Genomic DNA, 23,481 nt, shown 5'->3' on the forward strand with positions numbered 1-23,481 from the left:
TCAGAATACTCGGTTAGATTATTTATTCAGAGTGGCGGTGTAGCTTGGGACATCAATGCCGTAGCGACTGGCCGGGAAGAATTTTAATTGGCTATCTCCGGCAAGTGATGTTTTTGCCTGCGCAGTCAGCGTCTGACCTGGAAGAATATAAGTCTGCTTAATTTTCATTTGCGTACCTGAAGGCTGAGCCACCAGATTTTCAGCCATACGCACCACGTAAGGAGAGTCATTTTTGACAGTAACTGTGTTACCGGATGCAGACCATTTCAGCAGTGTCCAGGCATCTTTTACGACCGCAAGACTTGCCGGATGAATCAGTACCGGAATATCCTGACGAATATTAATGGACACCCGGCTGTGATCGCTTTTTATTTTCGGTGGAATACCTTCAAAGGTCACGCGCTTCAAATGTTCTGTTGTTAATGGGGCATCGGTCGCCAGAATAAAACGCAGCTGTTGGGTCTGTCCATCTTCGACACGGGTGACGGGCTGGGTGACGGTCAGATGCGTACCTGTATCCCCAGGAATATCGACAATATTGGTATACAGCAGGGAAGGGTGCGGGTCGGTATTTTTAACATTAATGCTACCGCCTTTATCCTGCTCTTCAATAATAAGCAGCGAGGATTCTGGAACCATACCCGTGGCCAGTGCGGCGGCGGATTTAATAATAAGTAATAATGTAATGAGTTTTGCTGATTTTTTCAGGTGAACCATATTATCTCCAGTCGGTAATTAAATTATATTAAAAGGCGGAGGTTGATGACGAACATCGCTATCCGATGCCGTGCATTCTAATTAGGTGCACTGTTAAAATCAGCTCGAAAATAAACCAAAAACAAAGTCAATTTGGAGTCCGATTTTGCGATTTATTTATTTGCAAAATAGAAAAACAGCCGTATATCATTAACTTCTGAACAGATTCACTAAGGGTATTCATAATATGGATGCTGTATTTACCCGTGCTCAAAATGGGAACTGGCAATGATAAAATCATTAATGCGTGCAACAGCGGTTGTCCCGCTGCTGCTTTCACCTGATGTCATGGCCGCAGATACCGCGATTATCAAAGTCCAGGCCATGCTGGTAATGGGCTCCTGTACACCTTCGCTGGATAACGGTGGTCTGCTGGATTTTGGCGGATTTCCCGTGGATCACCTCTACGAAGACACCCCGAGCGGGCTGGATACGCGCAATATCAGCCTCCACATTACCTGTTCTGAACCTGTCGCGTTAGCCTTCACCTTTCAGGATGACCGCAGCGATACCCTGGACGGCGGCAGCGCGGATATTGCCACTTACGGATTTGGCATCGGCAAAACAGCAGGGGGCGTGAATATCGGCCACTATTACCTCTACCTGGTCGGCCCCGACACGCCAGTGGTCAATAATGCCCCGGCCCGCACGATCTTCTCTGACAATAACGGCGCTGACTGGAATTTGGCCTCCAGCTCAACCCGCGCCTCAAACAGCGGCAGCAATCTGGCGGCCTTTTCCGATACTCAGGATTTCACCCATCCGCTGGCCGTTGAAACCGCCGAAGTGGAACTGTCAGTCCATCCCATCGTGCAAAGCCGCAAAACCCTGGCGCTGACGGACGACCAGCCGTATGAAGGGCTTGCGACGATAAGCCTGGTCTATCTCTAAGCCCTGTAAAAAGGTGTTGCATTTTACCGGTCAAAAACCCTGGCGATTAACTTTCTTGTAGCTACGCTTAAACAGGTAACCTATAGCGGGAGGGGTTATGTTGACTCATTCTGAAGCCAAACGGTGGGCATCGGTAATGCTGAAATCGGCGTTATGCGATGGGATGCAAACGGAGGAGATTTCTCGTCAGGTACACCTGGTCTGCGATCATCACGGGCGGGAGTGTCTGGAGGAGTTGATAGAAGAGATCTTAATTGAAGCAGGACGAATAGGGCCTAAGCACAGCAATGGTGAAATTCACCATCACTGAGCGTCAATATTCTGCTAACCGTTTTCATCCATCACGATGTTCTCACGCGGATCCGGGAGCAACTTTGCTCCCGGACAGCCGGTTTAGAAAATATCCTTCACTTTAAACAGCGCTACGGACTGTGACAGCAGGTTTGCCTGGCCATTCACGCCCGATGCGGTCGTCGCCACTTCTTCCACCAGCGCGGCGTTTTGCTGCGTAACGTGATCCATCTGCGTGATGGCGATGCGGATTTGTTCCACGCCGCGGCTCTGCTCTTCCGATGCCAGCGCGATGTTCTCCATCATCACGTTGACCTTACTGACGGCCCCGCTGATATCCAGCATGGTCTGGCTGGTTTTATTCGCCAGCTCCGCGCCTTCTTCGATATAGAGTCGTGATTCGTTAATCAGCGTGGTGATCTCTTTAGCGGAGTCCGTACAGCGGCGGGCCAGGTTTCTGACTTCCCCTGCGACCACCGCAAAACCGCGTCCGGACTGACCGGCACGGGCGGCTTCTACTGCGGCGTTAAGAGCCAGAATGTTGGTCTGGAACGCGATGCTGTCGATAACGCTGATAATCTCAACCATCTTCTGGGCGCTCTGGCTGATGGCTTCCATCTTCTTCATCATGCCGCGCATCTGCTCTTCGCCTTCGTTGGCAATACCGGCGGCATTCTGCACCATCTGTGCCGCTTCAAGCGCATTGTCGGTATTCAGTTTCACCGTAGAGGTGATCTGCTCCATGCTCGCGGCGGTTTCCACGACGGCGGCTGCCTGCTCTTCGGTACGACGGGAGAGGTCGCTGTTGCCCGCTGAAATCTCCTGCGTGCCGATATTGATCGACTCAACGCCCTGACGGATAGAGACCACGGTGGAGTTCAGCTCGGCCTGCATGGTTTGCAGCGAGGCGCACAGCAAACCAATTTCATTGCTGTTTTCGACGTGGATTTCCCCGGTCAGATCGCCTTTACCAATAAACTCGAAATGCTCAGCCACTTCCTGCAGCGGAAGGACTAACATTTTGCGCATCCAGCCGTTGATCACAAAGAACAAGACGGCAGCCACCACCAGCATGGCGATCATCACATACAGGGCAAAGTGATAGGAGCTGTTGCTGTAACTGATGACGCCGTCCAGATTGCTCTGTGTGGTATCAATGTAAGAGCGATATTCATCATCCCAGGCCTGGCGAACCTGCTGGGTGGTTTCGGCATATTTGGCTAACGCGGACTTCAGCTCCTGCGGATCGTTCACATTGATCACCAGGCCCGCATTATGCGTAATCACGCCCATTTGCTGGTCGTAACGGTCTTTCATTCTCTCGCCGACTTCGGGATGAATGGTTGAAAGCCCTGGGATCTGCACAAACAGCTGATACTGCTCGGCAGCGGTCTGCATCTCTTTGCGGATACTCTCCTGGATACCCGGCTCGTCAATATCATCGCCGTGAGTTTTGGCCTGAGCGGCAGTATCAATGATAACTCGCGCGCGCAAAATGGCGTTACGCACGTTGTTGAGCGCCTTTTGCTCTCCGGCGTTGTAACTCAAAGTCTGAATATCACTGTTGCTGCGGTGGAGGAAGTAGAGCCCCAGGCCGCTGGAAAGAATGAGCATGAGCGTAAATGTCGTCAGAACGATCAACAGCCCGACGCTGATTTTAATATTTTTCACAATAAACCCCTTTGTAACCTGTAGCGAGTACCATCAATGTTGGAAGGGTTATCGGCAGGGGGATATGGGGCTTGATTCGCAGAAACAGCAAAATCAGCCTAAAACCAAAATATGACGTTTACTGTTTTTTCTGAGGGGAAAAGCGAGATTTAAACTTGATGATCCGGATGCGTATGTCAGGCGGGGCGCGATGTCGCCAAAAAAAGCCCACTATAAAGTGGGCAAGAAATACTGGAAGCAATGTGAGCAATGTCGTACTGAATACCTAAGTGTTTTGCTCAACTATTCAGTGTTGAGAAAGATAATCTTTCTCAACTAAAGTTGCAACCCCATCTTTTGTGTGGTGCGGCATTTTTTTAGTGCTGATAAAACGCGCAGTCAGACAGTGTGATCCTTATCACAAATTTCATTTTGGAGATCCTGTGCTATCCTTTTCTGTGTCGTTGATTTAATGACAAAAACCATACAGAGAGGAAAGCTATGGGAATTTTATCCTGGATTATCTTTGGGCTTATTGCGGGGATTCTGGCGAAGTGGATCATGCCGGGCAAAGATGGCGGCGGGTTCTTCGTCACAGTGATACTGGGGGTCGTGGGCGCCGTCGTCGGCGGCTGGATCAGCACCCTGTTCGGTTTTGGTAAAGTCGATGGCTTTAACTTCGGCAGCTTTGCTGTTGCGGTGATCGGCGCGCTGGTCGTTCTGTTTATCTACAGAAAAATCAAAAGCTAAGCGTCTGAAACGTGAAAAAGGCTGCCATCGGGCTAATGCTGGTCAGTTAAGCATCTGAGGTTGTTCCGTTCACCTTATGTTCCGCAGAATATAATCGCTTCACAACTTGTGAACGTGAAAAGGGGGCCACGCGGCCCCCTTTTCAATCCCCGCGCCCCGCAAAGAAATCGGTGCTTCGCACTGCGCTCACCTCCCGGCCCGCTGCCTGCGGTCGGCTCGACTCGACTTCCTGTCTCGTTTCGCCTCTGGCCGCCATCCCTGGCGTCCAGCCCTTGTCATCCGGCCTCCGGTTCGCCGATTTCAGCGGGGACCCACACCGGTGCCACATGCAGACAGCTGTGAAGGTTGAGGGAACGGGAGTCCGGCTGAAAATCGCTGAGGCGTTGACTGGAGGCAGGGGCGACGCACAGGGATGTGCGTCGAGGGCGCGACTTACAGGGATGTTACCTGCGCCCGTCCCCGTCAGCCGGAAGGAATAAGACGAAGGCACCGCGAAGCGGCGATTTTCTTTGCCGGGAGCCGGGGTTGCCAGGGTGGTGGCGATTGAGCCACCCTGGCACGTTCACCGCAGAGAGATGGACCGGAAGCAGAGGAACGAAAGTGAACGGAACAATTCCACTGAAGCCATAAAGGTCCTGAGCAAGCAAAATAATGAATTTAAATTCATTATTTTGCTTAACTGACTGGCATTAGCCATCTGGCAGCCTTTTTCGTTTGCAGAGGTCACCACCAGCCGAGCTGGGTGCCTGCCATCGCCACTACCGCGACGATCAACATAATGATGGTTGTCTTGCGCATTTACGCCCCCGGCGCGGCGTAACCGCCGACAAAAAACCACGTTAAAAAGACCACTGCCGTGATAAAAATCACGACCGGGAAAACAATTCCGATCCTCATCACATCACCTCTAAGGTTTCCTTGCCCGCAGAGTGTACGGGGTTACTCCTCCGGGAGAAAGCGCGTTTTGCTTTTGCCTTTTTTCTCCCGATACATCGCCGTATCCGCCGCGCGCAGCGCGCTGTCAGCATCGGTATCGGCAGGATCGACTTCGACTACGCCCAGGCTTGCGCCAGGATAAACCAGATGCACGTTGCCGAGCCAGTATTCCCCGGCAATTGACGCCCCGATCTGCGTGCGCAGAATATTTATCTGCGCGTTGTCGGCCGCGTTATCGCCTTTACTCAGACACGCCACCAAAAACTCATCGCCGCCGAGTCGGCCCACGATATCATCTTCTGTCTGCCCGTCGGTCAGCCGCTTACCCACTTCCACCAAAAACTGGTCGCCAGTCTCATGACCAAAGCGATCGTTGATGAGCTTAAAATCATCCAGATCGATGTAGGCAATAATAGCGTTGCGCTTGAGATGACGCGCCAGCGAGAAGAGGGTATTGAGATTATCAAAAATCGCGCGGCGGTTGGGTAAACCGGTCAGTGCATCCGTATACGAATGGGCGATGAGGGCCGCGTTGGCTTCGCGCAGCTGAATGACTAAGGACTCTTTCTGAATGTACTGGGCGATGAGACCGGCAAACAGCTGCAGCACCTGCTCGCCGCGGTCGCTCAGGGTCTGTTTCTGCGTACTGGCCGCGCAGAGGGTGCCGTACAGCGACCCATCGGCCAGATGAATAGGAATACTCACGTAGGTGGTGATGCCGAGCGCTTTGGCCGCGTCGCAATCCGCCCAGCGTTCCGCCACCTCGTTGCTGAAAAAGCAGTGACTGTCGATGGCGCGCTTACAGAGGGTATCGCCCCAGGGCACGCTTAGCCCCTCGGGGATCTGCATCTGCTTGCTGTTGCGGGCGTAAAGAATGTGCTGCAAACGCGCATTGATATCGACTTTCGTCAGATAGGTCGATTCCATATCGGTGACAATCTCCAGCATCTCCAGGAGCTGACGCACCAGGCTTTCAAGGGATTGTTCGGTTGCGAGGGTTTCTGAAACACGGGCAAGAATAATATCCGACATGACGTAGGTAGACTCCCATGCAGAAGACGCCAGTATCTGCATGTTGTGCTGAATTTTTCGGCTGGGGCATAGTAGAACACGAATACAGGAAATTTTATATATTGTCGCGGCAGATGCCGCTGGGCAGGCGAAAAAAAGCCCCGCCGTTGCGGGCAGGGCAAAAGACATCTTGATTACGGAATGATGTTCTCTGGTCATTGAGAACGCAGCCACTATAGGGTGAAAAAGTGCAGGTTTAATGGAGAAATCATGGAGAAAACAACGAAGAGTCGGTACGCTTTAAACTCTGCAAACAGAAAGGACAATACGATGCGATATCTGCTGCTGGCGATGGCTCTGCCGTTAGCCGCCTGTTCGACCCCTCCCGACGCGCCAAAACCTCCGCAAATCGGTATGGCGAATCCTGCTGCCGTCTACTGCGTGAAGAAGGGCGGAGAGCGCGTTCCGGTACAAAGTCCGCAGGGCGTTCGCACCGAGTGCAAACTGCCGGGCGGGGAAGTGATTGACGAGTGGGATCTGTTCCGCCGCGATCACCCTACGCCTGCCGCGTGACAGTCAAGGCGCGACTGCGATACACTTCTCTTTAAGAATTATCTCAGTCCCTGGGGCTGATAACCCTTACCGCGAGAGAAGTATGTTCCAGTTAAAACCGGGCAGCCTGTGCATGGTCATTGGCGCCCGCACCGCCGCCGGGCGGCGCAATATCGGCAAATCCGTTGAGCTTTTTGAACTCTGCAAGCCTGGCGAGCGTTTCCTCAATCCGGTCAACGGCGTGATGACCGAACTGCCTGCCAGCGCCGACCGCGCCCTGTGGCTGGTTACCGGCGATGTTTTTGCTGTCGATAATCAGCATGGGTTCGCGTTTGTGCGACCGGAACATCTCCTGCCGCTGACGCCGGACGACGCCTCGCAAACGCTCGACGAATTAACCTTCAGCTAACTGACGCAGCCAGTCGGCTAACACCAGGGCGTGATTCTGTTGGGTATTCTTCGCGCCGTAGAGCAGCGTCACGGTCTGTTTTTGGGCGAGGGCAGCCACGCGTTTTCCCTCGTCCAGGTGCTGCGCCAGCTCCTGCTGATACGCCTCGCGAAAAGCGGTGAAATCAATGGTTTCGCCGTGAAAGGCTTTGCGTAGATCGCTTGAAGGCGTCAGCGCTTTGCACCACTCATCAAACGCCAGATCCTCTTTCTTGACAGAGTCGGTCGACCAGAATGCGGTAGCCGTCGTCCGCACTCGCCGCGTCATACACCCGTTTACACTGAATCATTGTCTCTCTCCTCAACCCAGGCGATCAGCTCTGCAAGCTGGTTGTCGGAAAATACCTGAATGCCATGTTCACGTAACAGCGCGGCGGCGACGCCCATTCCGGCGCGTTTTTGCCCGCTGAACGTGCCGTCGTAGATCTGTTCGCTGCCGCAGGTCGGGCTGCCGTCGGTGAGCAGCGCGGCGCTGCACTTTCCCTCCTGGGCGGCGCGCAACGCCAGCCAGGCGGCAAGCTGATAGTGCGCGGTGACATCGCTGCCGTCGCTCTCCAGAATTCGCGCATGGCCTGCCATCACCTCAGTTCCGCCGCCTTCCACTATCTCAGCCGGTAAACGGGGGATCGACAATCCCGCCGCCAGCTCCGGGCAGTGAGTGACCAGGCGTTGCTCAAGCTGCCAGCGGTGGAGGGTTGCAGAGATCGCCGCTTTTTCGCTGCCGTTATAGCGAACTTTGTGACCCATCAGGCAGGCGCTGACCAGAATTTTGGTTTTCATAACGATCCGAAGAAGGGGGGGGAAAATACGTTACCACTATACCACCCGAGTTTTTCCCCCTCCAATTTAAGGTATTGTGAAGCCTGCAAAAGATCGGTAGGCTGAGGTTCCTTATGTTATCTGATAATTCTCTGGCATATGGAACCCCTCATGGAACACACCCCGGTAAAAGATACGCTGCGCATTGCCCTTGTCGGTGACTACAACCCTGACGTTATCGCCCATCAGGCGATCCCTTTATCCATCGATGATGCCGCTGCGGTACTGGATTTAACGGCGGACTACGACTGGATCGCCACCCCTGAGCTGACCAGCCCGGAAGATCTGGTGGGTTACGACGCGATCTGGCTGGTTCCGGCAAGCCCTTATAAGAATGTCGACGGGGCCTTCATCGCCGCGCGCTTTGCGCGTGAAAACAGTATTCCGTTCCTCGGCACCTGCGGCGGGTTCCAGCATGCGCTGATTGAGTATGCGCGCAACGTGCTGGGCTGGACCGATGCGGCTCACGCGGAAACCGACACCGACGGCAGAATGGTGATCGCGCCATTGACCTGCTCGCTGGTGGAAAAAACCGACACCATCGAGCTTCGCGCCAATACGATTATTGCCAAAGCCTACGGTCGGGAAGAGATTGAAGAAGGGTATCACTGCAACTACGGCGTCTCGCCTGAGTTCACACAAGAGCTGGAAAGCGGCGATATGCGCGTGACGGGCTGGGATGAGCAGGGTGAAATCCGGGCGGTTGAGCTGGTGACGCATCCGTTCTTCGTCGCCACCCTGTTCCAGCACGAGCGCGGTGCGCTGGCAGGGCGTCCGGTGCCGCTGGTGCAGGCGATGCTCCACGCCGCACGCAGCTAAACGGGCAGGCCGTCCGGCCTGCCGTCAGACTCAGTTGGGCGTGATCTCGCGGTCGCGCCCGGCCAGCACCCCACAGACCGCCATCACTACCCCCGCCAGGGCGCAGGCCATCAGCGGAATTCGCCAGTCGCCCGCCGTGTCATGAATTTTCCCCATCAGCGGAGGCCCACAGGCCGCCAGCAGATAGCCTACTGATTGCGCCATGCCGGAAAGTGCCGCCGCCTGATGCGCCGAGCTGGCACGCAGGCCGATAAAGGTCAGGCCGAGAATCATGGTCGCGCCGGACCCAAAGCCGTAGACAATCGTCCAGAGCACCGCCTGATCCGGCACAAACCAGAACCCGGCCAGACTCACGGCGCACATCAGGGCCGATAATCCGGCGATGCCGCGCTGATCTTTCAGCTTATGCAGCAGCAACGGCACGGCCAGGCCCGGAGCGGCTGTCGCCAGCTGCAGCAAACCGTGCATCGACCCGGCTTCGGTTTCGCTGTAGCCGTGGCTGAGCAAAATCGCCGGCAGCCAGCCGATAATCACGTAGTAAATCAGCGAGTTAATTCCAAGGAACAGCGTCACCTGCCAGGCCAGCGCCGAGCGCCAGATCCCCCGGTTATGCAGCGCCCGCGCGCCGCTTAATGAGGCGGTATGCTTCTGACGCCACTGGGGCAGCCACAGCAGCGTCGCCACCAGCGGGAACACCATCAGCATCAGCAGAGCGCCGTTCCAGCCCGCGCCGCTCAGCGCCAGCGGGACGATCATCGCCGAACCCAGCGCGGCCGCCGCGCCCATGGTCAGGGAGTAGGCCCCGGTGAGTTTGGCCACCTGGCCGGGGAAATCACGTTTAATCAGGCCGGGCAGGAGCACGTTGCCGAGCGCAATGCCGCAGCCAATCACCGCCGTGCCGATAAACAGCAGCGCGGAGGAGGGTAGCGAACGGATGCCAATGCCTGCGCAGATCAGCAGCATGGCGATAAACAGACTGCGCTCCATGCCGATTTTGCGCGCCACACCGGCGGCGAGCGGAGAGATCAGGGCAAAGGCCAGCAGCGGCAGGGTCGTCAGCAAACCGGTCTGGGCGGTCGTCAGGCCGTAGTCGTGGCGAATCATATCCAGCAGAGGAGCCGCGCCGGTAAAGGTCACGCGCAGCGTGGTGGCAATCATCAGGATACCGGCAATCAGCAGCAGGCGATCCTTGCCGGAAGAGGGAATGGCAGTGGTCATGGTTTTCTCTTACATCGTAACGAGGGCACACAATACCCGTTTTCAGCGGTGTTTGAATCAAGCTAAAATGACAGTTTATCGCTCATATCGGACAACTTTATGCAAGGTCTTGGACTCGACGGCTACGATCCCGATAGCCAGCACGATGCGGCCGTGGCGTTTCGCATCCGCGTGGTGGAAGACGAACAGCGCATTCCCGTCCATCAGCATCGCAAAGGTCAGCTGATCCTCGCCCTGCGCGGGGCCATCACCTGCGAAGTGGAAAACGCGATGTGGATGGTGCCGCCGCAGTACGCGGTGTGGATCCCTGGTCAAATCCCGCACAGCAACAAAGCCACGCCCGGCGCGCAGCTCTGTTTTCTGTTTATCGAGCCCGGCGCGGTGACGCTGCCGGATCGCTGCTGCACGCTGAAAATCTCTCCGCTGGTGCGCGAGCTGATTTTGACGCTGGCCGCCATAACGCCCGAAGAGCTGTCGCTTGCGGCGACGACGCGGCTGGTGGATGTGCTGTTTGACGAAGTGCCGCAGCAGCCGCAGGAGCAACTTCAGCTTCCGGTTTCACCGCACCCGAAAATTCGCATGATGAGCGAAACCATGGCGGAACACCCCGCCGAATGGCAGACGCTGGCCCAGTGGGCAAATCACTTTGCGATGAGCGAGCGTAATCTGGCGCGGCTGGTGGTGAAGGAGACGGGACTCAGTTTTCGCCGCTGGCGGCATCAGCTGCAGCTGATTGTGGCGCTCCAGCTGTTAATCAGCGGCAAATCGGTGCAGCAGGCGGCGCAGTCACTGGGATATGACTCCACCACCGCGTTCATCACCATGTTCAAGAAAGGGCTGGGACAAACCCCCGCACGCTATATCGCCAGTCTGTCTACGACTTCCCAATAAACAGCGACACCAGCCCGGCGGCAATCAGCGGGCCGACCGGCACACCGCGGAACAGCGCCACGCCGAGCACCGTCCCGACCAGCAGACCGGCGACGAGAGAGGGCTGAGAGCTCATCAGCGTCACACCTCGCCCGCCAAGCCAGGAGACAAACACGCCCACGGCGATCGCCACCAGCGATTTCCAGTTCACAAAAGAGTGTAAAAGCGTCGATGCCGGGAGCGTGCCGCTGGCGATCGGGGCCATCACGCCGATGGTCAGAATAATAATCCCGATGGTCAGTCCCTGTTTTTCAATCCACGGGAAGAAGGCATTGAGCGGAGTGACGCGCACGATAATTAACACCAGGATCGAAATCGCCACCGTGGTGTTGTGGCTGACAAAGCCGAGCGCCGCCAGCGCCAGCAGGATCAGCAGGGTAGGGTCAAACATGAGGGGTTCCTTGCCAGAAAAAGTAAGCCTGCTTACTTTACCCGCAAAGCCGTGCGTAAACAGGCTTTTATCGACAAATCTCTCAAATTTGGGCGGCTGCCTGAGGCGAATTTATCCGCATCACATTATTCATCCGGCTGACCTGTTACTGTCATGCCATTGTCATCTGTGTGGATTAAAAATAAGCAAAGGCAGCAAAAGGGGAATCAACATGAACGATCACATGTTTGTTGAAACGCTGATTATCTCGTCTACGTTTTTCACCATCGCGATGATTTTGGTGGCGTCGGTGATGTTCTTGGAAAAGCACGACTGACAGCGCTGTCAGCCGCGATGTTCAGGACCGGCGAAAGGCAACCAGCTCCGGCTGGGCGATGCGCAGATAATCTGCACTGCTCATGATCACCGACTTTTCCAGCAGGCCGGCGTTAAAGGCGATTTCATCAAAACGCTCGAACAGGAGCGGATCGGCGACCAGCGTCAGATCGGGATGAAAGCTGAAAGGCGGGATGGCGCCAAAGACACAGGCGGTTAAATCGTCCACTTCCGCCGGGCTTGCCAGCGACGCTTTGATCCCACCAAAATGGCTGGCCAGTTGACTCAGATCGGCCTGCTGATCCGCCGCCAGAATCGCCAGGATATGCTTTTTCACCCCGTTTCCCTTCACTTTACACACCAGCGCTTTGGCACCCTGACCGAGTTCCGTCCCGCGAATTTCGCTGACTGCCTCGCATTTCCCGACCGCCTCATGCTCCACCACCCGGTATTGCGCGCCCTGCTCGGATAACAGCGCAATCAGCCGCTGATGAGTATTGGTGCCTTTGATCGCTTCGGACATGATTGTTTTTTCCCTGTGACCTGGTGAGATGCAGGGTCTACATTATCACATTTCATTTTGATCGTGCGGGCGAGGGATGAACAGAAAACAGCCAGCGTTTTGCGCTGGCTGTTTATTATGCGTTGCTGGTACTTTGCGTGTGGAACAGTTCGCGGAAGACCGGATAAATATCATCCTGGTCGCGGATATGCTGCATGGCAAAATTATCGAACATCGCCTGCAGGTGCTCATATTCCCGCCAAAGCGTTTGATGCGCGCGACGGGTGATTTCGATGTAGCTGTAATACCGCACCACCGGCAAAATTTTCTTCGCCAGTATTTCGTGACACAGCGGAGAGTCATCCGCCCAGTTATCGCCATCGGACGCCTGCGCGGCATAGATATTCCACTGCGCCGGGTCGTAGCGTTCTTTCACCACTTCATCCATCAGCTTCAGGGCGCTCGACACAATGGTCCCGCCCGTCTCCTGAGAGTAGAAGAACTCGTGCTCATCCACCTCTTTGGCCTGGGTATGGTGGCGGATGTAAACCACATCCACGTTCTTATAGGTTCTGCTCAGGAACAGATAAAGCAGAATATAAAAGCGCTTCGCCATGTCCTTGGTGGCCTGATCCATCGAGCCGGAGACGTCCATCAGGCAGAACATCACCGCCTGGCTGGAAGGTTCCGGACGTTTCTCGTAGTTCTTGTAACGCAGGTCAAAGGTGTCGATAAACGGCACGCGATCGATTTTCGCCCGTAATTCGGCAATCTCTTTGCGCAGCCGTTCTTCCTCCAGCAGCTGTGCGGGTTCGGTGTTCTCAACGGTTTTCAGACTGACTTCCAGCTCGCGCAGTTCGCGACGCTTGCCTGCCGTCATCGCCGTACGACGGGCCAGCGAGTTTTGCAGAGAACGCACGACGCTGATGTTCGCCGGAACGCCGTTGGCGGTGTAACCCGCGCGGTGGGTTTTGTACTCGTTTAACTGACGATGCTGGTTTTTCTTCAGGTTTGGCAGCGCCAAATCCTCGAACAACAGATCGAGATACTCATCTTTAGAAATCTGGAAGACGAACTCATCCTGGCCTTCACCGTCCTGGCTCGCTTGCCCCTGACCGCTGCCCGAACCGCCGCCTCCGCCCTGTGGGCGTTCAATGCGATCGTTCTGGACGAAGTGGTCATTACCCGGGTGTACGCGATGGCGCAAGCCGCCCCGTCCCTGATGGAACATCGGTTCGCTAATATCATCCGTCGGGATAGAGACGGACTCGCCGCTATCCACATCGGTCACCGAACGTTTGTTGATGGCCTCGGAGATCGACTGTTTAATTTGCGCTTTATAACGACGCAAGAAGCGCTGGCGATTCACCGTGCTCTTGTTTTTGCCGTTAAGACGCCGGTCAATAAACCAGGTCATATGCCCCCCGTACTGCATTGCCAACTTTCGCGCTACCTGTCTGCCGGATGCGCTCACGCTTATCCGGCCTACGGATCGCTGTCGTTGTAGGCCCGGTAAGCGCGAGCGCCACCGGGCACTTCAGTTAAGACGATTTACGCACGCGCAGGTACCATTCGCACAGCAGACGAACCTGCTTGCGGGTATAACCTTTCTCCATCATGCGGTCGACAAAATCGTCGTGCTTTTTCTGCTCGTCGGTTGAGGTTTTGGCATTGAAGGAAATGACCGGCAACAGCTCCTCGGTATTGGAGAACATTTTTTTCTCGATAACCGTGCGCAGTTTTTCGTAGCTGGTCCAGTTCGGGTTGCGTCCGCTGTTGTGCGCTCTGGCGCGCAGAACAAAGTTGACGATCTCGTTACGGAAGTCTTTCGGATTACTGATCCCGGCCGGCTTCTCAATTTTTTCCAGTTCCGCGTTCAGGGATTCACGGTCAAACAGCTGGCCGGTATCCGGGTCGCGGTACTCCTGATCCTGGATCCAGAAGTCTGCATAGGTGACATAACGGTCGAAAATGTTCTGCCCGTATTCAGAGTAGGACTCCAGGTACGCCGTCTGGATCTCTTTCCCGATGAACTCGGCGTATTTCGGGATCAGATAGCCTTTGAGGAACTCCAGATAACGTTCCGCCAGATCCTGCGGGAACTGCTCGCGCTCGATCTGCTGTTCCAGAACGTAGAACAGATGTACCGGGTTGGCCGCCACTTCGGCGTGGTCAAAGTTGAACACGCGGGAGAGGATTTTAAACGCGAAACGCGTGGACAGACCGTTCATCCCTTCGTCGACACCGGCGTAATCGCGATACTCCTGATAGGACTTCGCTTTCGGATCGGTATCTTTCAGGCTTTCCCCGTCGTAAACGCGCATCTTCGAGTAGATGCTGGAGTTTTCTGGCTCTTTCAGACGCGACAGAATCGAGAAGCGCGACAGCGTTTCCAGCGTGCCCGGTGCGCAAGGGGCATGCACCAGCTCACTGTTATTCAGCAGTTTTTCGTAAATCTTGATCTCTTCGGAGATCCGCAGGCAATAAGGCACTTTGACGATGTAGACACGGTCAAGGAACGCCTCATTGTTTTTGTTATTACGGAAGGTCACCCATTCGGATTCGTTTGAGTGCGCCAGAATGATCCCGTTGAACGGCAGGGCGGAAATACCTTCCGTCCCGTTGTAGTTCCCTTCCTGGGTGGCGGTCAGCAGCGGATGCAGCACCTTGATCGGCGCTTTAAACATCTCGACGAATTCCATCACCCCCTGGTTGGCACGGCACAGCGCACCGGAATAGCCATAAGCGTCCGGGTCGTTTTGCGCGTGGTGTTCCAGTTTACGGATATCCACTTTACCGACCAGCGCGGAGATATCCTGGTTGTTCTCATCGCCCGGCTCGGTCTTGGCAATCGCAATCTGTTGCAGAATCGACGGCCAGACTTTTACCACGCGGAATTTGGTGATGTCGCCGCCAAACTCATGCAGGCGTTTCGCCGCCCACGGCGACATGATGGTGCCGAGATAGCGGTTCGGGATGCCAAACTCTTTTTCCAGAATTTGCGCATCTTCCTGCGGGTTGAACAGGCACAGCGGATGATCGTTAACCGGGCTGCGTTCTCCATTGGCGCTAAGAACGTAGATCGGCACGCGCTGCATCAGTGATTTCAGGCGCTCTGCCAGGGACGATTTACCGCCACCGACGGGGCCGAGTAAGTAGAGGATCTGTTTCTTCTCTTCCAGACCCTGAGCCGCGTGTTTCAGGTACGAAACAATCTGCTCGATGGCATCTTCCATGCCATAAAATTCTTCAAAAGCGGGATATCGTGCAACCACACGATTCGAAAAGAGACGGGAGAGCCGTGGTTCGAGGGCTGTATCGACCATATTTGGCTCACCGATAGCCATCAATAGCCGTTCTGCCGCATTGGCATAGGCACTGCGATCTTGCTTACAGACAGCAAGAAACTCCTGCAGTGTGAACTCTTCGTCCTTGGCAGCTTCATAGCGCTGGCGATAGTGATCGAATATATTCATGGCATGCCGTCCTTTCGTTTTTTAGCACAGGAAAAGAGCCGTTCGTATGAATAGTGGAGGCTCCTGGAAGCATCTTCACCCCCGCACCTCAGTACCAGAGCAGCAACCCGTGTGCCAGGTCTTGCGCTCTAAACCGCCGGGCGTTCAGCAATTCATCTTCCTAAAATTAAGCGTAGATGGAGTTTGCAAAACTTGCATGCCCTCAGAATCTAATTTCAATGACATATCAATAACTCATCCAAAAAAACTGCCGCGGGAATCGGGACGAAAGTGCGGGTTTCATTGCTTCGTCACAGAAATGAAAGCCTCCGGTCATCTTAAATGATGAAAATAATCGGTTAATTAAACTCATTAGCAGGCAAAAAATTTTGGGATGTGCGGGCAGGGCGGTTACACTTCACCCGCTGATTATTTGACTACAGGAAAGAATGGATTGTGACCAAACTCAAACTTCTGGCATTGGGCGTACTTGTCGCCACGTCCGTTAGCACCGCTCACGCGGCCGATCAGTGGTCCGTTGGCGCAGGCGTCGGCGTTATCAACAGCCCGTATAAACAGTACGATCGCGATGTTTATCCGGTGCCGGTCATCACGTATGAAGGCGATAACTTCTGGTTCCGCGGTCTGGGTGGCGGTTATTACCTGTGGAATGACAACACCGACAAGCTCTCCGTTATGGCCTACTACGACCCGCGTCACTTCAAACCGGGCGACAGTGACAGCCATGCGCTGCGCCAGCTTGATAAGCGCAGAAGCTCCCTGATGGCCGGCCTGTCTTACGTCCACAACACTCAGTATGGCTTCCTGCGCACCGCGCTGGCAGGCGATACGCTGGATAACAGCAACGGCTTCATCTGGGATCTGGCGTGGCTGTACCGTTATACCAACGGCGCTATCACGCTGACGCCGGGTATTGGTGTGGAGTACAACAGTGAAAACTACAATGACTACTATTATGGGGTGTCCCATAAAGAGTCACGACGTAGTGGCCTGAACAGCTACGAAGCTGACGACGCATGGAACCCGTACCTGGAACTGACTGCAAGCTTTAAGTTTGCCAGTGACTGGAATCTGTACGCGTCAACACGCTATACCCGTCTGAGCGATGAAGTGAAAGACAGTCCGATGGTCGATAAGTCCTGGACCGGTCTGTTCTCTGCAGGTGTGACCTACAGTTTCTGATTGTGCACTTTTAACGTGCATTCTGTGTATGACAAAGGGGCGCTTGCGCCCCTTTTGCTTTATGGTGGTGCAGAAAAACAGGATCAGCGTTTAACGATTTTGATGGTCTGACCCAGGCGAGACGGTTTGTCCGCGCTGGTTTTCTGCGGTGCGGTGACGCACGCGGTTTCGACGCAGACGAAGGTTTTGTACCCGTCATCCGGCACGTCAGCCATGCTCACAGACAGTGCAGGGCCTGGGTTCCAGCCCACCACATTGCTGTGATGATGGTGAACCACTTCAATGCCACGGTTAAGCGCTGCATCGTGGATCACGCTGCAGGCTTCCGGGTTCAGATAGACACGGTCGGTACGGTCCGGGAAGGTCTGGACGCCGTCGCTCAGTTTGCCTTCTTTCGCGTTATCCACTTTATCGATAAAGCGATCGCCAAAGCCGCTCACTTTCACATCCGCAATGTCACCCACGTTGAAGTAGGTGTGCAGGGCAGAGGTGGTTTCGAATTCGCCGTGGGCTTCCAGCTCAATTTCACAGGTTTGACCCAGCTTGAAGCGAGCGTACAGGGTGAAATCGTGCGGCCACAGTTTGCGGGTTTCATCGTTGCTCTGCAGCTCGAAAGTCAGCACCGCGCCGTTGTCATCTTCGTTATGCGCTTTCAGCGTCCACTGCTGGTTACGGGCAAAACCGTGCGCTGGCAGGCCAGCTTCGGCCGCCGGGCCAAACCACGGCCAGCAAATCGGTACGCCGCCGCGGATCGCCGCGCCTTTTTTGAACGAGGTCGCAGCTGACAGCCACAGGCCTTCCTCTTCGCCTTCTGGCTTCCAGGAGAGGAGGTGCGCGCCGTTGAGGGCGACGGAGGCTTTCACGCGCGGGTGATCGACGACAATAATATCGGCGCCATCAATCTGGCGGCGGGAGAGTACAGGGGTAAGTTGTTCGACTACTGGAAGTGCAAAAATTTTGTGAATCATTACGCAATCCTCTGTCTTTAAGCATAAAAAAAGGCGACCGAGGTCGCCTTTTTGGATCAGTGTCTCATCTCAACTTATTTGGAGATGTGAGCGATCAGGTCCAGTACTTTGTTAGAGTAGCCAGTTTCGTTGTCGTACCAGGAAACCAGTTTCACGAAGTTGTCGTTCAGTGCGATACCCGCTTTAGCATCGAACACGGAAGTGCACACTTCGCCGTTGAAATCGGTAGATACAACGTCGTCTTCGGTGTAACCCAGAACGCCTTTCATTGCGCCTTCGGAAGCAGCTTTGATTGCTTTCTTAATTTCTTCATAAGAAGCAGCTTTTTCCAGACGAACGGTCAGGTCAACTACGGAAACGTTAGGAGTTGGAACGCGGAACGCCATACCAGTCAGTTTACCGTTCAGCTCTGGCAGGACAACGCCTACAGCTTTAGCAGCACCGGTAGAAGATGGGATGATGTTCTGAGCTGCGCCACGACCGCCGCGCCAGTCTTTGTGAGACGGGCCATCAACAGTTTTCTGAGTAGCGGTAGTTGCGTGAACAGTGGTCATCAGGCCTTCAACGATACCGAAGTTGTCGTTGATAACTTTAGCCAGTGGAGCCAGGCAGTTGGTGGTGCAGGATGCGTTGGAAACGATGTCCTGGCCAGCATATTTTTCGAAGTTAGCGCCTTTAACGAACATAGGCGTGTTGTCTTTGGAAGGACCAGTCAGAACAACTTTCTTCGCACCCGCGGTGATGTGTTTACGCGCGGTTTCGTCGGTCAGGAAGATACCGGTCGCTTCAGCAACAACGTCAACACCGATTTCGTTCCACTTCAGGTTAGCTGGATCTTTTTCAGCAGTAACACGGATGGTTTTGCCGTTAACAACCAGGTGGCCGTCTTTCACTTCAACGGTGCCTTTGAAACGACCGTGAGTTGAGTCGTACTTCAGCATGTACGCCATGTATTCAGCGTCCAACAGATCGTTGATACCAACGATTTCGATGTCAGAACGTTCCTGAGCAGCACGGAAAACAATACGGCCGATACGGCCAAAACCGTTGATACCTACTTTGATAGTCATATATTCCACCAGCTATTTGTTAGTGAATAAAAGGTTGCCTGTAAAATTACAAAAACCTTACGCAGCGTCAAGCGGAATCGTGTCAATCATTGCGACAAATCAATCCTGCGCATAACCTTTGTGCGACTGACAGCCTCACTTTCCCTTTGAGCTAGCAACCACATGGGGGCTGCGCCCGGAATTTTAAAGGGCTATCAGGATAAATATGTGAGCAAGATCACAATTGCCTGACTGCCGTACCGCAACGCATAAGTTTAGAACAAAAGTTCACACTTCAGTGTTAATGTTTTGTTAGAATTCGCGATGAAAGGTATCTGTTTCTACAGCGAGATCTGAGCATATGTCGAATCAACGTAACCCTGACGAACTCAAAAAAAATCTAACAGAAATGCAGTTCTACGTGACGCAGAACCACGGGACTGAACCCCCATTCACCGGGCGTTTGCTGCACAATAAGCGCGATGGCGTGTACCACTGTCTGGTGTGCGATGCCCCGCTGTTCAATTCGCAATCAAAATACGATTCTGGCTGCGGCTGGCCGAGCTTCTATGAGCCCGTCAGCGATGAGGCTATCCGCTATTTAACCGACTCGTCACACGGTATGCAGCGCACAGAAATTCGCTGCGGAAACTGCGATGCTCATCTCGGACACGTATTCCCGGATGGCCCGCAGCCAACGGGGGAACGTTTCTGCGTCAATTCGGCGTCGATGAGCTTCTCCGATGATGAAAATGGCGACCAGACGAAAGGTTGAAAAACCGATTCAGCAAATTATTCCATCACAGCGGATTTCTGATGAATATTGATGACATGATTAGCAGCATGACGCCGGAAGTGTATCAGCGCCTGGTAACAGCCGTAGAGCTGGGAAAATGGCCTGATGGCGTGGCGCTGACGGCAGAGCAAAAAGAGAACAGTTTGCAACTGGTGATGTTGTGGCAGGCGCGCAATAACAGCGAAGCCCAGCACATGACTATCGACACTCAGGGGCAGATGGTGATGAAGAGTAAGCGCGAGCTGAAGGAAGATTTTGGCATCACGCCAAAACCCATCGCCACGTTCAAGTAACCGAAAGCGTAACCTAAACCGTAGGCCGGGTAAGGCGAAGCCGCCACCCGGCAATAAAACGGCTGAGCGGCCTGATGCCCTCACCCTAACCCTCTCCCACAGGGAGAGGGAACAAAACAGCATTTACTTCTGTTTAATATCTAACGACGTCGCCAACTGCTTCGCCAGCTGGTTGTGGTCGTCCGCGCCATACTCCCAGAACATCGCGCCGCCCAGACCTTTCTCTTTGATGTACTGCGCCTTCAGGTCGACCGAACGCGGGTTCTCATACGACACCGCAAACAACTCTTTGCCCTCCGCCGATTTGATCGACAGCCACGGCACTTTCGCCTGGTCGTCCCAGTGCTCGGTAAAGCGTTTCTCTGGATCGTTAATCAGCTTGCTGACGATATCGTTGTACTTCACATAGGTGTCTTTGGTGAGGTCATACCCCAGCGCTTTGAACATCCCGATCTCTTTTACGCCGAAGTACGGCTGCGTCACCGGGTTTTTCTCGGCGTCGGCTTTGGTCCAGTCGATGCCCGGCTCAACGCTGCGTTTCGGCACGCGTCCATAAAAACCGATCCCCAGGTTCACCTGCTCAGGTTTGAGCCCGGCGGCAAGATAGTTGTTCACCACAAAATCAGCGCTGTACTTGTCCGCCGCGGCCACCGTCGGCCACTTCGTGGAGTCGTACAGGTTCGAGTTAAAATACTGCGTGCCGTAGGCCATATCGTAGGTCATCAGGTTGATGTAGTTCAGATACGGCGCGATCGCTTTCACATCGACCCAGCTCTTGGGGCTTTCCGCATTCGCACCCAGCGCCACGGTGACAAGCTTCTCTTTCGGCAGCGTTTCGCGGATCTCTTTCAGCAGGGCGGTAAAGTTGTCTTTATCCGCGGGCTGCTTATCCACGAGTCCCCACGCGCCGTTCACCGGGTATTCCCAGTCGAGGTCGATGCCATCCAGACCGTAGGTGTTGACGATATCCTGCACGGAGCGATTAAACACGGCGCGGCTCTCTTTGCTATCCGCCGCCCCGGAGAATCCGCGCGCGCCCCAGCCGCCGACCGAAAGCAGGACTTTCAGCTGCGGGTTTTGCTTACGCAGTTCAGGGATTTTGTGCAGGTCAGCCATCACTTTCGGCGACAGCCAGATTTGGTGGAGCTTACTGGCATCTTTCAGCGCGGCGTTGGTTTCACCGGCTTCGTTGTTGTAGATAAGACCAAACGAGTAGTTGAGATGGGTAATCTGACGCACGTCCAGCTTATCGATATCACCGCCAGGGCCAGCAGTGACATCGCCGCCGCCGTTGAAGTAGCCGACGGACATCAGATCAGCGGCGAAAAGGTATGGCGCGCAGAGCAGGGGTAATGCTGCCATCACAGGCAATAGCTTCATAACGTATCCTCTTTGACTTAAAAAAAGTAAGCCACATCAGGGATGTGACAAAAAACAGCCCATTGAGGATAGCAGTGCCGCTTCGCTGAAACTGCGAGAGAGGTTGAATTTTTGTTATGCCGGGAACAAATGACTGTTAACAGCATGAAGGACAAGCCATAAGTGTCCGGAATCGGAAATGGTTACCCTAAAGCCTTAGTGTAGAGTATTGCGACCGCTTTTTAATGTATATGTATTTAATTCAACACAGGGATAGTATGAATCGATTTATTAATTGCCTGGCAGCTTCGTTCAGAATATTTAAAAAATGGATATCGGGTGATTATTCATTGGTAATGACGTATTGGGTTACAGGCGTTATACCTCAGGTTGTTATCGCCATCAGCATTTATTCATTCATTATTAACGTCATAGGGCAGTCAACAGATCCCTCGGCGTTGATGCGCCCGTTTTTGACCCTTGCGGCTTTTGCATTAATTTATACCCTCTGCTCCTATATCGCTATTGTATGCAGTGCAGTCAAGTACTCTGGGCCCAAGGTATGGCGGATTCTGGCCATTCTGGTGGTGGTAAGGGGCTGTATAGAATTAGTTAAGACTGTCATATTTTTTATTCAGGAGTTAGTGTGAATAAAAATTTTTTGCTACTAATTTCCCGCTGGATCAAAGGGGAGTGTCCGCTATGGGTTACTTGCTGGTTGACCGGTGTCATCCCTTATATGATGTTATTACAATTTCATCTGTCGATTCTGCATGTTTTTTTTGAACACACCATTCAGTTTCACACTGCTAACTTATTATTAAGAATAGATGAAGTGGTTTTTCTTATTTATATTCCAATATGTCTGGTGGCTATCGCGAATAACGCCATTAAGTACAAAGGATTTCATCTCTGGCGCTTTTTTACATTTCTGTTTTTTGCTAAAGGCTGCGAAATCTATTTCAACTTTATTATGGGAAAATGGCCGCTCGGCTAAGCCTGGGTGAAGTCGAAATGTGAGTCGGGCAAGGTTACCTTGCCCGGCTAAGACCGTGCGATTACTTCTTATCAATCATCGATTTGAGATTCGCAAACGGGTTATACGTGGCTTCCCCGACGCTCTTCTGCGCATCTTCACCTGCGACCACCGTTGAGCCGTACAGATCCGCTTCGGTGTATTTGGAGTGCTCATGGTCGTGACAGAACAGGCACAACATCTCCCAGTTGCTGCCGTCTTCCGGGTTGTTCGAGTGATCGTGATCGATGTGGTGCACCGTCAACTCACGCAGATTGGAATAGACAAACTCACGGCTGCAGCGACCGCACACCCACGGGAAAAGCTTCAGCGCTTTTTCGCGGTAACCGACTTCCAGCCGGGCATAGTTTTTAGGGATAAAAGCCATAACACTGGCACTCCTGAATGATATAAAAAATGCGTTTACGCCTGCGTCTCTCGCCAGTCTGCCAGCGTGTAAAGCGTCGCCCCTGCGGTCGACATCTCCATAAACGCCAGCGCGCTGTCCTGCGCCTGAATGTTTACGCCACGGCAGCCGTCGGTGATCACGCTGACGTTATACCCTAATTTTAGCGCATCGAGCACGGTGAACTTCACGCAATAATCCGTTGCCAGCCCCATCACGATCAGATCGCTGATCTCATGATGGCGTAGCCAGTCGTCGAGGGCGGTTTTGTGGCGGTGCTCATTATCGAAAAAGGCGCTGTAGCTGTCGATATTCGGATTTTCGCCTTTATGAAACACCGCGTCGATCACCTTCTGCTCCAGCAGCGGATGCAGTGCCGCCCCTTCGGTCTGCTGGATACAGTGATCCGGCCAGAAGGTCTGCGCCAGTCCGTCCAGCTCACCCTGGGTAAAAGGCTCCACGTTATGCTGGCTGGCAAAGCTGCCGTGATTCGCCGGATGCCAGTCCTGGCTTGCGACCACCGCTTCGCCGCGCGCTTTACACCACCCGATCAGCGTATTGGCGACGTCCACGGTGCTATCACCACCGGCCACCGCCAGCGCGCCACCGGCGCAGAAATCATTCTGCAGATCGACCAGCAGCAGGGCTCGTTGCTTCAT

The 23,481-nt window shown here is 54.0% G+C and carries 28 protein-coding genes and 1 pseudogene; 13 read left to right on the forward strand and 16 right to left on the reverse strand.

Translation table 11 applies throughout. From position 1 onward, the window contains the following. Positions 1 to 18 precede the first annotated feature (18 nt). Positions 19 to 717, reverse strand: a complete 699-nt coding sequence (locus QQF33_RS25385; protein WP_282494958.1) for a fimbria/pilus chaperone family protein — start codon at positions 715 to 717, stop codon at positions 19 to 21. Positions 718 to 984: 267 nt separating this feature from the next. Here QQF33_RS25385 and QQF33_RS25390 point away from each other — a divergent pair, with 267 nt between their 5' ends. Together QQF33_RS25390 and QQF33_RS25395 are read left to right on the forward strand one after the other, a co-directional pair. Next, positions 985 to 1,647: a DUF1120 domain-containing protein gene (locus QQF33_RS25390; protein WP_285145886.1), complete on the forward strand. Its 663-nt coding sequence runs from the start codon at positions 985 to 987 to the stop codon at positions 1,645 to 1,647. A gap of 97 nt (positions 1,648 to 1,744) precedes the next feature. Further along, positions 1,745 to 1,957 (forward strand): hypothetical protein, encoded by a 213-nt coding sequence (locus QQF33_RS25395; RefSeq protein ID WP_095281643.1) that lies wholly within the window; start codon positions 1,745 to 1,747, stop codon positions 1,955 to 1,957. An 83-nt stretch (positions 1,958 to 2,040) separates the two neighbouring features. Here QQF33_RS25395 and QQF33_RS25400 read toward each other — a convergent pair whose 3' ends face one another. Next, positions 2,041 to 3,609: a methyl-accepting chemotaxis protein gene (locus tag QQF33_RS25400; protein WP_285150742.1), complete on the reverse strand. Its 1,569-nt coding sequence runs from the start codon at positions 3,607 to 3,609 to the stop codon at positions 2,041 to 2,043. Between the two features lie 480 nt (positions 3,610 to 4,089). Between QQF33_RS25400 and QQF33_RS25405 the strand changes: the two genes are divergently transcribed. Beyond that, a complete protein-coding gene (locus QQF33_RS25405) occupies positions 4,090 to 4,338 on the forward strand; it encodes a GlsB/YeaQ/YmgE family stress response membrane protein (protein WP_154125112.1) in 249 nt (82 codons plus the stop codon). A gap of 798 nt (positions 4,339 to 5,136) precedes the next feature. Here the strand turns inward: QQF33_RS25405 and QQF33_RS25410 are convergent. Both QQF33_RS25410 and QQF33_RS25415 read right to left on the reverse strand, forming a co-directional pair. Continuing rightward, entirely contained in the window at positions 5,137 to 5,235 is a 99-nt protein-coding gene (locus tag QQF33_RS25410; protein ID WP_041689378.1) for a YoaK family small membrane protein, read from the reverse strand. Positions 5,236 to 5,277: 42 nt separating this feature from the next. After that, positions 5,278 to 6,306: a sensor domain-containing diguanylate cyclase gene (locus QQF33_RS25415; protein WP_285150741.1), complete on the reverse strand. Its 1,029-nt coding sequence runs from the start codon at positions 6,304 to 6,306 to the stop codon at positions 5,278 to 5,280. A gap of 309 nt (positions 6,307 to 6,615) precedes the next feature. Between QQF33_RS25415 and QQF33_RS25420 the strand changes: the two genes are divergently transcribed. Together QQF33_RS25420 and QQF33_RS25425 are read left to right on the forward strand one after the other, a co-directional pair. Then, positions 6,616 to 6,858: a putative hemolysin gene (locus QQF33_RS25420; protein WP_282494962.1), complete on the forward strand. Its 243-nt coding sequence runs from the start codon at positions 6,616 to 6,618 to the stop codon at positions 6,856 to 6,858. Positions 6,859 to 6,940: 82 nt separating this feature from the next. After that, the gene (locus tag QQF33_RS25425; protein ID WP_285158816.1) at positions 6,941 to 7,246 is read left to right on the forward strand and encodes a hypothetical protein; all 306 of its coding nucleotides are present in this window, start codon (positions 6,941 to 6,943) and stop codon (positions 7,244 to 7,246) included. Here QQF33_RS25425 and QQF33_RS25430 read toward each other — a convergent pair. Beyond that, positions 7,232 to 7,574, reverse strand: a pseudogene (locus QQF33_RS25430) (DUF488 domain-containing protein). The gene QQF33_RS25425 and the pseudogene QQF33_RS25430 overlap by 15 nt on opposite strands. Further along, positions 7,561 to 8,064, reverse strand: a complete 504-nt coding sequence (locus QQF33_RS25435) for a DUF523 domain-containing protein (protein ID WP_285158818.1) — start codon at positions 8,062 to 8,064, stop codon at positions 7,561 to 7,563. The pseudogene QQF33_RS25430 and the gene QQF33_RS25435 overlap by 14 nt, the downstream one beginning before the upstream one ends. A 150-nt stretch (positions 8,065 to 8,214) precedes the next feature. On the opposite strand from QQF33_RS25435, the gene QQF33_RS25440 reads away from it, so the two are divergent. Then, on the forward strand, positions 8,215 to 8,922 hold the full coding sequence (locus QQF33_RS25440; protein WP_285144795.1) for a CTP synthase C-terminal region-related (seleno)protein: 708 nt from the start codon (positions 8,215 to 8,217) through the stop codon (positions 8,920 to 8,922). Between the two features lie 30 nt (positions 8,923 to 8,952). Here the strand turns inward: QQF33_RS25440 and QQF33_RS25445 are convergent, their stop codons facing one another. Then, the gene (locus QQF33_RS25445) at positions 8,953 to 10,140 is read right to left on the reverse strand and encodes a CynX/NimT family MFS transporter (protein WP_285158819.1); all 1,188 of its coding nucleotides are present in this window, start codon (positions 10,138 to 10,140) and stop codon (positions 8,953 to 8,955) included. Positions 10,141 to 10,239: 99 nt separating this feature from the next. Between QQF33_RS25445 and QQF33_RS25450 the strand changes: the two genes are divergently transcribed. Next, positions 10,240 to 11,031 (forward strand): AraC family transcriptional regulator, encoded by a 792-nt coding sequence (locus QQF33_RS25450; RefSeq protein ID WP_285158820.1) that lies wholly within the window; start codon positions 10,240 to 10,242, stop codon positions 11,029 to 11,031. On the opposite strand, the gene QQF33_RS25455 is transcribed toward QQF33_RS25450, so the two are convergent. After that, positions 11,015 to 11,461 carry a DUF441 domain-containing protein gene (locus tag QQF33_RS25455; protein ID WP_285158821.1) on the reverse strand — a complete coding sequence of 149 codons (447 nt, stop codon included), beginning with the start codon at positions 11,459 to 11,461 and terminating at the stop codon, positions 11,015 to 11,017. The genes QQF33_RS25450 and QQF33_RS25455 overlap by 17 nt on opposite strands. A gap of 211 nt (positions 11,462 to 11,672) precedes the next feature. On the opposite strand from QQF33_RS25455, the gene yoaI reads away from it, so the two are divergent. Further along, positions 11,673 to 11,777 (forward strand): small membrane protein YoaI, encoded by a 105-nt coding sequence (yoaI, locus tag QQF33_RS25460; RefSeq protein ID WP_282494969.1) that lies wholly within the window; start codon positions 11,673 to 11,675, stop codon positions 11,775 to 11,777. A gap of 21 nt (positions 11,778 to 11,798) precedes the next feature. Here the strand turns inward: yoaI and QQF33_RS25465 are convergent, their stop codons facing one another. The 3 genes from QQF33_RS25465 to yeaG all read right to left on the reverse strand — a co-directional run bounded on the left by QQF33_RS25465 (position 11,799) and on the right by yeaG (position 15,754). Beyond that, a complete protein-coding gene (locus QQF33_RS25465) occupies positions 11,799 to 12,299 on the reverse strand; it encodes a YbaK/prolyl-tRNA synthetase associated domain-containing protein (protein ID WP_285150736.1) in 501 nt (166 codons plus the stop codon). Between the two features lie 115 nt (positions 12,300 to 12,414). Next, positions 12,415 to 13,695, reverse strand: coding sequence for a YeaH/YhbH family protein (locus QQF33_RS25470; protein WP_282494971.1), 1,281 nt, complete (start codon positions 13,693 to 13,695; stop codon positions 12,415 to 12,417). Between the two features lie 124 nt (positions 13,696 to 13,819). Further along, positions 13,820 to 15,754, reverse strand: a complete 1,935-nt coding sequence (gene yeaG / locus QQF33_RS25475) for a protein kinase YeaG (protein WP_095281663.1) — start codon at positions 15,752 to 15,754, stop codon at positions 13,820 to 13,822. Positions 15,755 to 16,189: 435 nt separating this feature from the next. Here yeaG and QQF33_RS25480 point away from each other — a divergent pair, with 435 nt between their 5' ends. Then, complete coding sequence (locus tag QQF33_RS25480; RefSeq protein ID WP_285150735.1) at positions 16,190 to 16,936, forward strand: MipA/OmpV family protein; 747 nt, start codon at positions 16,190 to 16,192, stop codon at positions 16,934 to 16,936. Between the two features lie 83 nt (positions 16,937 to 17,019). Here the strand turns inward: QQF33_RS25480 and QQF33_RS25485 are convergent, their stop codons facing one another. Both QQF33_RS25485 and gapA read right to left on the reverse strand, forming a co-directional pair. Continuing rightward, positions 17,020 to 17,904, reverse strand: a complete 885-nt coding sequence (locus tag QQF33_RS25485; RefSeq protein WP_282494973.1) for a D-hexose-6-phosphate mutarotase — start codon at positions 17,902 to 17,904, stop codon at positions 17,020 to 17,022. A gap of 74 nt (positions 17,905 to 17,978) precedes the next feature. After that, positions 17,979 to 18,974: a glyceraldehyde-3-phosphate dehydrogenase gene (gapA, locus tag QQF33_RS25490; protein WP_282494974.1), complete on the reverse strand. Its 996-nt coding sequence runs from the start codon at positions 18,972 to 18,974 to the stop codon at positions 17,979 to 17,981. A 340-nt stretch (positions 18,975 to 19,314) separates the two neighbouring features. On the opposite strand from gapA, the gene msrB reads away from it, so the two are divergent. Next, a complete protein-coding gene (gene msrB, locus QQF33_RS25495) occupies positions 19,315 to 19,728 on the forward strand; it encodes a peptide-methionine (R)-S-oxide reductase MsrB (protein WP_100780525.1) in 414 nt (137 codons plus the stop codon). Positions 19,729 to 19,769: 41 nt separating this feature from the next. Beyond that, positions 19,770 to 20,042: a YeaC family protein gene (locus tag QQF33_RS25500; protein WP_282494975.1), complete on the forward strand. Its 273-nt coding sequence runs from the start codon at positions 19,770 to 19,772 to the stop codon at positions 20,040 to 20,042. Positions 20,043 to 20,165: 123 nt separating this feature from the next. On the opposite strand, the gene QQF33_RS25505 is transcribed toward QQF33_RS25500, so the two are convergent. Continuing rightward, a complete protein-coding gene (locus QQF33_RS25505; RefSeq protein WP_285158822.1) occupies positions 20,166 to 21,422 on the reverse strand; it encodes a glycoside hydrolase family 18 protein in 1,257 nt (418 codons plus the stop codon). A gap of 257 nt (positions 21,423 to 21,679) precedes the next feature. On the opposite strand from QQF33_RS25505, the gene QQF33_RS25510 reads away from it, so the two are divergent. Both QQF33_RS25510 and QQF33_RS25515 read left to right on the forward strand, forming a co-directional pair. Beyond that, a complete protein-coding gene (locus QQF33_RS25510; protein WP_285144790.1) occupies positions 21,680 to 22,051 on the forward strand; it encodes a hypothetical protein in 372 nt (123 codons plus the stop codon). Continuing rightward, positions 22,048 to 22,398, forward strand: coding sequence for a hypothetical protein (locus QQF33_RS25515; protein ID WP_285150733.1), 351 nt, complete (start codon positions 22,048 to 22,050; stop codon positions 22,396 to 22,398). Before QQF33_RS25510 ends, QQF33_RS25515 begins: the two co-directional genes overlap by 4 nt. Before the next feature lie 61 nt (positions 22,399 to 22,459). Here QQF33_RS25515 and yajD read toward each other — a convergent pair whose 3' ends face one another. Next, complete coding sequence (yajD, locus tag QQF33_RS25520) at positions 22,460 to 22,804, reverse strand: HNH nuclease YajD (protein ID WP_095281671.1); 345 nt, start codon at positions 22,802 to 22,804, stop codon at positions 22,460 to 22,462. A gap of 35 nt (positions 22,805 to 22,839) precedes the next feature. Continuing rightward, entirely contained in the window at positions 22,840 to 23,481 is a 642-nt protein-coding gene (pncA, locus tag QQF33_RS25525) for a bifunctional nicotinamidase/pyrazinamidase (RefSeq protein ID WP_285150732.1), read from the reverse strand.

It is taken from the genome of Lelliottia wanjuensis (assembly GCF_030238365.1).
GTDB lineage: Bacteria > Pseudomonadota > Gammaproteobacteria > Enterobacterales > Enterobacteriaceae > Enterobacter > Enterobacter wanjuensis.

What these genes read in the sequence shown, in the direction of transcription:
- QQF33_RS25385 (WP_282494958.1), bottom strand. Translation starts at nt 717, where the DNA reads ATGGTTCACCTGAAAAAATCAGCAAAACTCATTACATTATTACTTATT.
- QQF33_RS25390 (WP_285145886.1), top strand. Translation starts at nt 985, where the DNA reads ATGATAAAATCATTAATGCGTGCAACAGCGGTTGTCCCGCTGCTGCTT.
- QQF33_RS25395 (WP_095281643.1), top strand. Translation starts at nt 1,745, where the DNA reads ATGTTGACTCATTCTGAAGCCAAACGGTGGGCATCGGTAATGCTGAAA.
- QQF33_RS25405 (WP_154125112.1), top strand. Translation starts at nt 4,090, where the DNA reads ATGGGAATTTTATCCTGGATTATCTTTGGGCTTATTGCGGGGATTCTG.
- QQF33_RS25410 (WP_041689378.1), bottom strand. Translation starts at nt 5,235, where the DNA reads ATGAGGATCGGAATTGTTTTCCCGGTCGTGATTTTTATCACGGCAGTG.
- QQF33_RS25415 (WP_285150741.1), bottom strand. Translation starts at nt 6,306, where the DNA reads ATGTCGGATATTATTCTTGCCCGTGTTTCAGAAACCCTCGCAACCGAA.
- QQF33_RS25420 (WP_282494962.1), top strand. Translation starts at nt 6,616, where the DNA reads ATGCGATATCTGCTGCTGGCGATGGCTCTGCCGTTAGCCGCCTGTTCG.
- QQF33_RS25425 (WP_285158816.1), top strand. Translation starts at nt 6,941, where the DNA reads ATGTTCCAGTTAAAACCGGGCAGCCTGTGCATGGTCATTGGCGCCCGC.
- QQF33_RS25435 (WP_285158818.1), bottom strand. Translation starts at nt 8,064, where the DNA reads ATGAAAACCAAAATTCTGGTCAGCGCCTGCCTGATGGGTCACAAAGTT.
- QQF33_RS25440 (WP_285144795.1), top strand. Translation starts at nt 8,215, where the DNA reads ATGGAACACACCCCGGTAAAAGATACGCTGCGCATTGCCCTTGTCGGT.
- QQF33_RS25445 (WP_285158819.1), bottom strand. Translation starts at nt 10,140, where the DNA reads ATGACCACTGCCATTCCCTCTTCCGGCAAGGATCGCCTGCTGCTGATT.
- QQF33_RS25450 (WP_285158820.1), top strand. Translation starts at nt 10,240, where the DNA reads ATGCAAGGTCTTGGACTCGACGGCTACGATCCCGATAGCCAGCACGAT.
- QQF33_RS25455 (WP_285158821.1), bottom strand. Translation starts at nt 11,461, where the DNA reads ATGTTTGACCCTACCCTGCTGATCCTGCTGGCGCTGGCGGCGCTCGGC.
- yoaI (WP_282494969.1), top strand. Translation starts at nt 11,673, where the DNA reads ATGAACGATCACATGTTTGTTGAAACGCTGATTATCTCGTCTACGTTT.
- QQF33_RS25465 (WP_285150736.1), bottom strand. Translation starts at nt 12,299, where the DNA reads ATGTCCGAAGCGATCAAAGGCACCAATACTCATCAGCGGCTGATTGCG.
- QQF33_RS25470 (WP_282494971.1), bottom strand. Translation starts at nt 13,695, where the DNA reads ATGACCTGGTTTATTGACCGGCGTCTTAACGGCAAAAACAAGAGCACG.
- yeaG (WP_095281663.1), bottom strand. Translation starts at nt 15,754, where the DNA reads ATGAATATATTCGATCACTATCGCCAGCGCTATGAAGCTGCCAAGGAC.
- QQF33_RS25485 (WP_282494973.1), bottom strand. Translation starts at nt 17,904, where the DNA reads ATGATTCACAAAATTTTTGCACTTCCAGTAGTCGAACAACTTACCCCT.
- gapA (WP_282494974.1), bottom strand. Translation starts at nt 18,974, where the DNA reads ATGACTATCAAAGTAGGTATCAACGGTTTTGGCCGTATCGGCCGTATT.
- msrB (WP_100780525.1), top strand. Translation starts at nt 19,315, where the DNA reads ATGTCGAATCAACGTAACCCTGACGAACTCAAAAAAAATCTAACAGAA.
- QQF33_RS25500 (WP_282494975.1), top strand. Translation starts at nt 19,770, where the DNA reads ATGAATATTGATGACATGATTAGCAGCATGACGCCGGAAGTGTATCAG.
- QQF33_RS25505 (WP_285158822.1), bottom strand. Translation starts at nt 21,422, where the DNA reads ATGAAGCTATTGCCTGTGATGGCAGCATTACCCCTGCTCTGCGCGCCA.
- QQF33_RS25510 (WP_285144790.1), top strand. Translation starts at nt 21,680, where the DNA reads ATGAATCGATTTATTAATTGCCTGGCAGCTTCGTTCAGAATATTTAAA.
- yajD (WP_095281671.1), bottom strand. Translation starts at nt 22,804, where the DNA reads ATGGCTTTTATCCCTAAAAACTATGCCCGGCTGGAAGTCGGTTACCGC.
- pncA (WP_285150732.1), bottom strand. Translation starts at nt 23,481, where the DNA reads ATGAAGCAACGAGCCCTGCTGCTGGTCGATCTGCAGAATGATTTCTGC.